Source organism: Amnibacterium kyonggiense (assembly GCF_004364555.1).
GTDB classification, from domain to species: domain Bacteria; phylum Actinomycetota; class Actinomycetes; order Actinomycetales; family Microbacteriaceae; genus Amnibacterium; species Amnibacterium kyonggiense.
Map to the genome: position 1 here is coordinate 1 of NZ_SOAM01000006.1, position 5606 is coordinate 5606.

Consider the following 5606-nt stretch of genomic DNA (forward strand, 5'->3'; position numbering starts at 1 on the left):
CTTTTCTAGAAGAAGTCCGGCGGTGTCCTACTCTCCCACGAGGTCACCCTCGCAGTACCATCGGCGCTGAGAGCCTTAGCTTCCGGGTTCGGAATGTGACCGGGCGTTTCCCTCTCGCTATGGCCGCCGAAACACTATGGATGTTTCAGTCGTCACCCCGGGAGCGATCCCGGGGTGCATTCCCGACCGTCCATCGGGAACCACAAAGTGGACGCGAGCAGCAGTTCATGCTCATGCTCAACAGAAGTTGAAGTGTTCTCAAGTCATCGGCTTATTAGTACCGGTCAGCTCCACAGGTCTTTCGTCCCTGCTTCCACATCCGGCCTATCAACCCAGTCGTCTACTGGGAGCCTCTCACCCTCAAGGGGCATGGAAGTCTCATCTTGAAGACGGCTTCCCGCTTAGATGCTTTCAGCGGTTATCCGGTCCGAACGTAGCTAATCAGCGGTGCTCCTGGCGGAACAACTGACACACCAGAGGTTCGTCCATCCCGGTCCTCTCGTACTAGGGATAGATCTTCTCAAACTTCCTACGCGCGCAGCGGATAGGGACCGAACTGTCTCACGACGTTCTAAACCCAGCTCGCGTACCGCTTTAATGGGCGAACAGCCCAACCCTTGGGACCTACTCCAGCCCCAGGATGCGACGAGCCGACATCGAGGTGCCAAACCATGCCGTCGATATGGACTCTTGGGCAAGATCAGCCTGTTATCCCCGAGGTACCTTTTATCCGTTGAGCGACAGCGCTTCCACAAGCCACTGCCGGATCACTAGTCCCGACTTTCGTCCCTGCTCGAGATGTCTCTCTCACAGTCAAGCTCCCTTGTGCACTTACACTCGACACCTGATTGCCAACCAGGTTGAGGGAACCTTTGGGCGCCTCCGTTACTTTTTGGGAGGCAACCGCCCCAGTTAAACTACCCATCAGGCACTGTCCCTGAACCGGATCACGGTTCGAAGTTAGACATCCAGAGCGACCAGAGTGGTATTTCAACAATGACTCCACGAACACTGGCGTGCCCGCTTCAACGTCTCCCACCTATCCTACACAAGCCGCACCGAACACCAATACCAAACTATAGTAAAGGTCACGGGGTCTTTCCGTCCTGCTGCGCGTAACGAGCATCTTTACTCGTAGTGCAATTTCGCCGAGTTCGCGGTTGAGACAGCTGGGAAGTCGTTACGCCATTCGTGCAGGTCGGAACTTACCCGACAAGGAATTTCGCTACCTTAGGATGGTTATAGTTACCACCGCCGTTTACTGGGGCTTAAATTCTGAGCTTCGCCTTGCGGCTGACCCTTCCTCTTAACCTTCCAGCACCGGGCAGGCGTCAGTCCGTATACATCGTCTTGCGACTTCGCACGGACCTGTGTTTTTAGTAAACAGTCGCTTCCCACTGGTCTCTGCGGCCGTCCACGCTTCGCCCAGCAAGTGGGTTCACGTTTCTGGCCCCCCTTCTCCCGAAGTTACGGGGGCATTTTGCCGAGTTCCTTAACCACGATTCTCTCGATCTCCTTGGTATTCTCTACCTGACCACCTGAGTCGGTTTGGGGTACGGGCGGCTTGAACCTCGCGTCGATGCTTTTCTTGGCAGCATAGGATCACCGATTTCGCTCGTGAGAGCTACCCATCGGGTCTCAGGCATCGTGAGTCACGGATTTGCCAATGAATCGCCCTACACCCTTAGACCGGGACAACCATCGCCCGGCTCGGCTACCTTCCTGCGTCACACCTGTTAATACGCTAGCCGCACCAGACTGGGTCGACCGCTACGCCACGATCCTGGAACCTCGAAAGGCACAGCGACGGTGGTTTCAGAGTCTTAGCATTACTGGATTGACTGGGGCGGTTCTTCGCCGGTACGGGAATATCAACCCGTTGTCCATCGACTACGCCTGTCGGCCTCGCCTTAGGTCCCGACTTACCCAGGGCGGATTAGCCTGGCCCTGGAACCCTTGGTCTTCCGGAGGACGGGTTTCTCACCCGTCTTTCGCTACTCATGCCTGCATTCTCACTCGTGTGGCGTCCACGGCTGGATTCCTCCGCCGCTTCACTCGCCACACGACGCTCTCCTACCGATCCGCACGGTTGGACCACGAAGGCCTACCACAAATGCGAATCCCACGACTTCGGCGGTGTGCTTGAGCCCCGTTACATTGTCGGCGCGGAATCACTTGACCAGTGAGCTATTACGCACTCTTTCAAGGGTGGCTGCTTCTAAGCCAACCTCCTGGTTGTCTGTGCAACTCCACATCCTTTCCCACTTAGCACACGCTTAGGGGCCTTAGTCGGTGGTCTGGGTTGTTTCCCTCTCGACGATGAAGCTTATCCCCCACCGTCTCACTGCTGCGCTCTCACTTACCGGCATTCGGAGTTTGGCTGACGTCAGTAACCTTGTAGGGCCCATCGGCCATCCAGTAGCTCTACCTCCGGCAAGAAACACGCAACGCTGCACCTAAATGCATTTCGGAGAGAACCAGCTATCACGAAGTTTGATTGGCCTTTCACCCCTATCCACAGCTCATCCCCCAGGTTTTCAACCCTGGTGGGTTCGGTCCTCCACGACGTCTTACCGTCGCTTCAACCTGGCCATGGATAGATCACTTCGCTTCGGGTCTAGAACACGCGACTGAATCGCCCTATTCGGACTCGCTTTCGCTACGGCTACCCCTCACGGGTTAACCTCGCCACGTATCGCTAACTCGCAGGCTCATTCTTCAAAAGGCACGCTGTCAGAGCTACTAGGGCTCCTCCAACGGTTTGTAAGCAAACGGTTTCAGGTACTATTTCACTCCCCTCCCGGGGTACTTTTCACCTTTCCCTCACGGTACTTGTCCGCTATCGGTCAACTGGGAGTATTTAGGCTTACCAGGTGGTCCTGGCAGATTCACACGGGATTTCTCGGGCCCCGTGCTACTTGGGATGATCTCCACGCGCTCGTGCTGTTTCGACTACGGGATTGCCACCCTCTGTGATCGACCTTTCAATGTCGTTCGTCTACACCACGAGTCATACGAGTGCTGATCGGCAGATCAGCGTGAGAGTCCCACAACCCCGACCATGCAACGCCTGCCGGCTTGACACATGATTGGTTTGGCCTCTTCCGGTTTCGCTCGCCACTACTCACGGAATCACGGTTGTTTTCTCTTCCTGTGGGTACTGAGATGTTTCACTTCCCCACGTTCCCTCTACCCGCCCTATATATTCAGGCGGGAGTCAGCCGGTCGTATCGCTACGCCGACCGGGGTTTCCCCATTCGGACACCCTCGGATCAAAGCTCGCTTATCAGCTCCCCGAGGATTATCGCAGATTGCTACGTCCTTCTTCGGCTCCAGTTGCCAAGGCATCCACCGTTTGCTCTTTGAAACTTGAAATCACATACATGAGTATGAATCGTGCCCATCGACAGCTCTCGCCGCCGGCGGACATGACCAATGGTTTGTCATCCGCTCCCGTGAAGGGAACGGCGTCAAACATTGTTTCTGACCGACATCCGAAGATGTCGTTCAAAGATGCTCGCGTCCACTGTGTAGTTCTCAATATACGGTCGGCACTCCCCCATCCCCGGACACATCCGGTTCAGCAGAAGTCCGAGGGAGAGATCCCGGCACCAGGCCGGGGCCGATCCCTCAGGACCCAACAGCGTGCACGTCACCGATCCGTCCCGGCGATCCACGTTCCAGACCCGCGAACGGGCCGTACTGGCGCATCACCGGTTCACCGGCGACCAATCGTCAATGTTCCACCCATGAGCTGACCACCGCAGGGCAACGCGTTCGAGATGAACACTGTTGCCTGCGAAGTGGCTCTGGCAACGACCTTCCGGCCGCTGCAGATGCTCCTTAGAAAGGAGGTGATCCAGCCGCACCTTCCGGTACGGCTACCTTGTTACGACTTAGTCCTAATTACCGATCCCACCTTCGACGGCTCCCTCCACAAGGGTTGGGCCACCGGCTTCGGGTGTTACCGACTTTCATGACTTGACGGGCGGTGTGTACAAGGCCCGGGAACGTATTCACCGCAGCGTTGCTGATCTGCGATTACTAGCGACTCCGACTTCATGAGGTCGAGTTGCAGACCTCAATCCGAACTGAGACCGGCTTTTTGGGATTCGCTCCACCTTACGGTATTGCAGCCCTTTGTACCGGCCATTGTAGCATGCGTGAAGCCCAAGACATAAGGGGCATGATGATTTGACGTCATCCCCACCTTCCTCCGAGTTGACCCCGGCAGTCTCCTATGAGTTCCCGCCATAACGCGCTGGCAACATAGAACGAGGGTTGCGCTCGTTGCGGGACTTAACCCAACATCTCACGACACGAGCTGACGACAACCATGCACCACCTGTGCACCTGTCTTGCGAGGAGACTGTTTCCAGCCTTTTCAGGTGCATGTCAAGCCTTGGTAAGGTTCTTCGCGTTGCATCGAATTAATCCGCATGCTCCGCCGCTTGTGCGGGCCCCCGTCAATTCCTTTGAGTTTTAGCCTTGCGGCCGTACTCCCCAGGCGGGGAACTTAATGCGTTAGCTGCGACACGGAATCCGTGGAATGGACCCCACATCTAGTTCCCAACGTTTACGGCGTGGACTACCAGGGTATCTAATCCTGTTCGCTCCCCACGCTTTCGCTCCTCAGCGTCAGTAACGGCCCAGAGATCTGCCTTCGCCATCGGTGTTCCTCCTGATATCTGCGCATTCCACCGCTACACCAGGAATTCCAATCTCCCCTACCGCACTCTAGTCTGCCCGTACCCACTGCAGGCGCGAGGTTGAGCCTCGCGTTTTCACAGCAGACGCGACAAACCGCCTACGAGCTCTTTACGCCCAATAATTCCGGACAACGCTTGCACCCTACGTATTACCGCGGCTGCTGGCACGTAGTTAGCCGGTGCTTTTTCTGCAGGTACCGTCACTTTCGCTTCTTCCCTGCCAAAAGAGGTTTACAACCCGAAGGCCGTCATCCCTCACGCGGCGTTGCTGCATCAGGCTTTCGCCCATTGTGCAATATTCCCCACTGCTGCCTCCCGTAGGAGTCTGGGCCGTGTCTCAGTCCCAGTGTGGCCGGTCACCCTCTCAGGCCGGCTACCCGTCGTCGCCTTGGTGAGCCATTACCTCACCAACAAGCTGATAGGCCGCGAGTCCATCCTCAACCAAAATTCTTTCCACCCGCAGGAGATGCCTCCACGGGTCGTATCCGGTATTAGACGTCGTTTCCAACGCTTATCCCAGAGTCAAGGGCAGGTTACTCACGTGTTACTCACCCGTTCGCCACTGATCCGCAGAGCAAGCTCTGCATCACCGTTCGACTTGCATGTGTTAAGCACGCCGCCAGCGTTCGTCCTGAGCCAGGATCAAACTCTCCGTAAATGTTAGAACGCACGCACCAGGCAAAAACCCAGCACGGCACATCTAGGCCCACCCGAAAGCGGACGAGTTCAATCTGACTGACGAATGTCTACTGACATTCAATTCAATCCAAAGGAATCTCAACCAGCCGAAGCTGGACGAGGTTTATTGGCATTGACAATTGTGCACGCTGTTGAGTTCTCAAGGATCGGCCGCACATCGCCCACCAGGCTCACACCCAGCAGCTCGAGGCGCCTCGA

At 56.3% G+C, this 5606-nt stretch carries 3 rRNA genes; all 3 read right to left on the bottom strand.

What is annotated here, in order from left to right:
- Positions 1-14: 14 nt before the first annotated feature.
- Positions 15-131, bottom strand: a 5S ribosomal RNA gene (gene rrf, locus CLV52_RS18185).
- A gap of 123 nt (positions 132-254) precedes the next feature.
- Positions 255-3375, bottom strand: a 23S ribosomal RNA gene (locus CLV52_RS18190).
- Between the two features lie 472 nt (positions 3376-3847).
- Positions 3848-5367: ribosomal RNA gene (locus CLV52_RS18195) — 16S ribosomal RNA — on the bottom strand.
- The 16S, 23S and 5S rRNA genes sit together here, the layout of an rRNA operon.
- Positions 5368-5606: the final 239 nt, after the last annotated feature.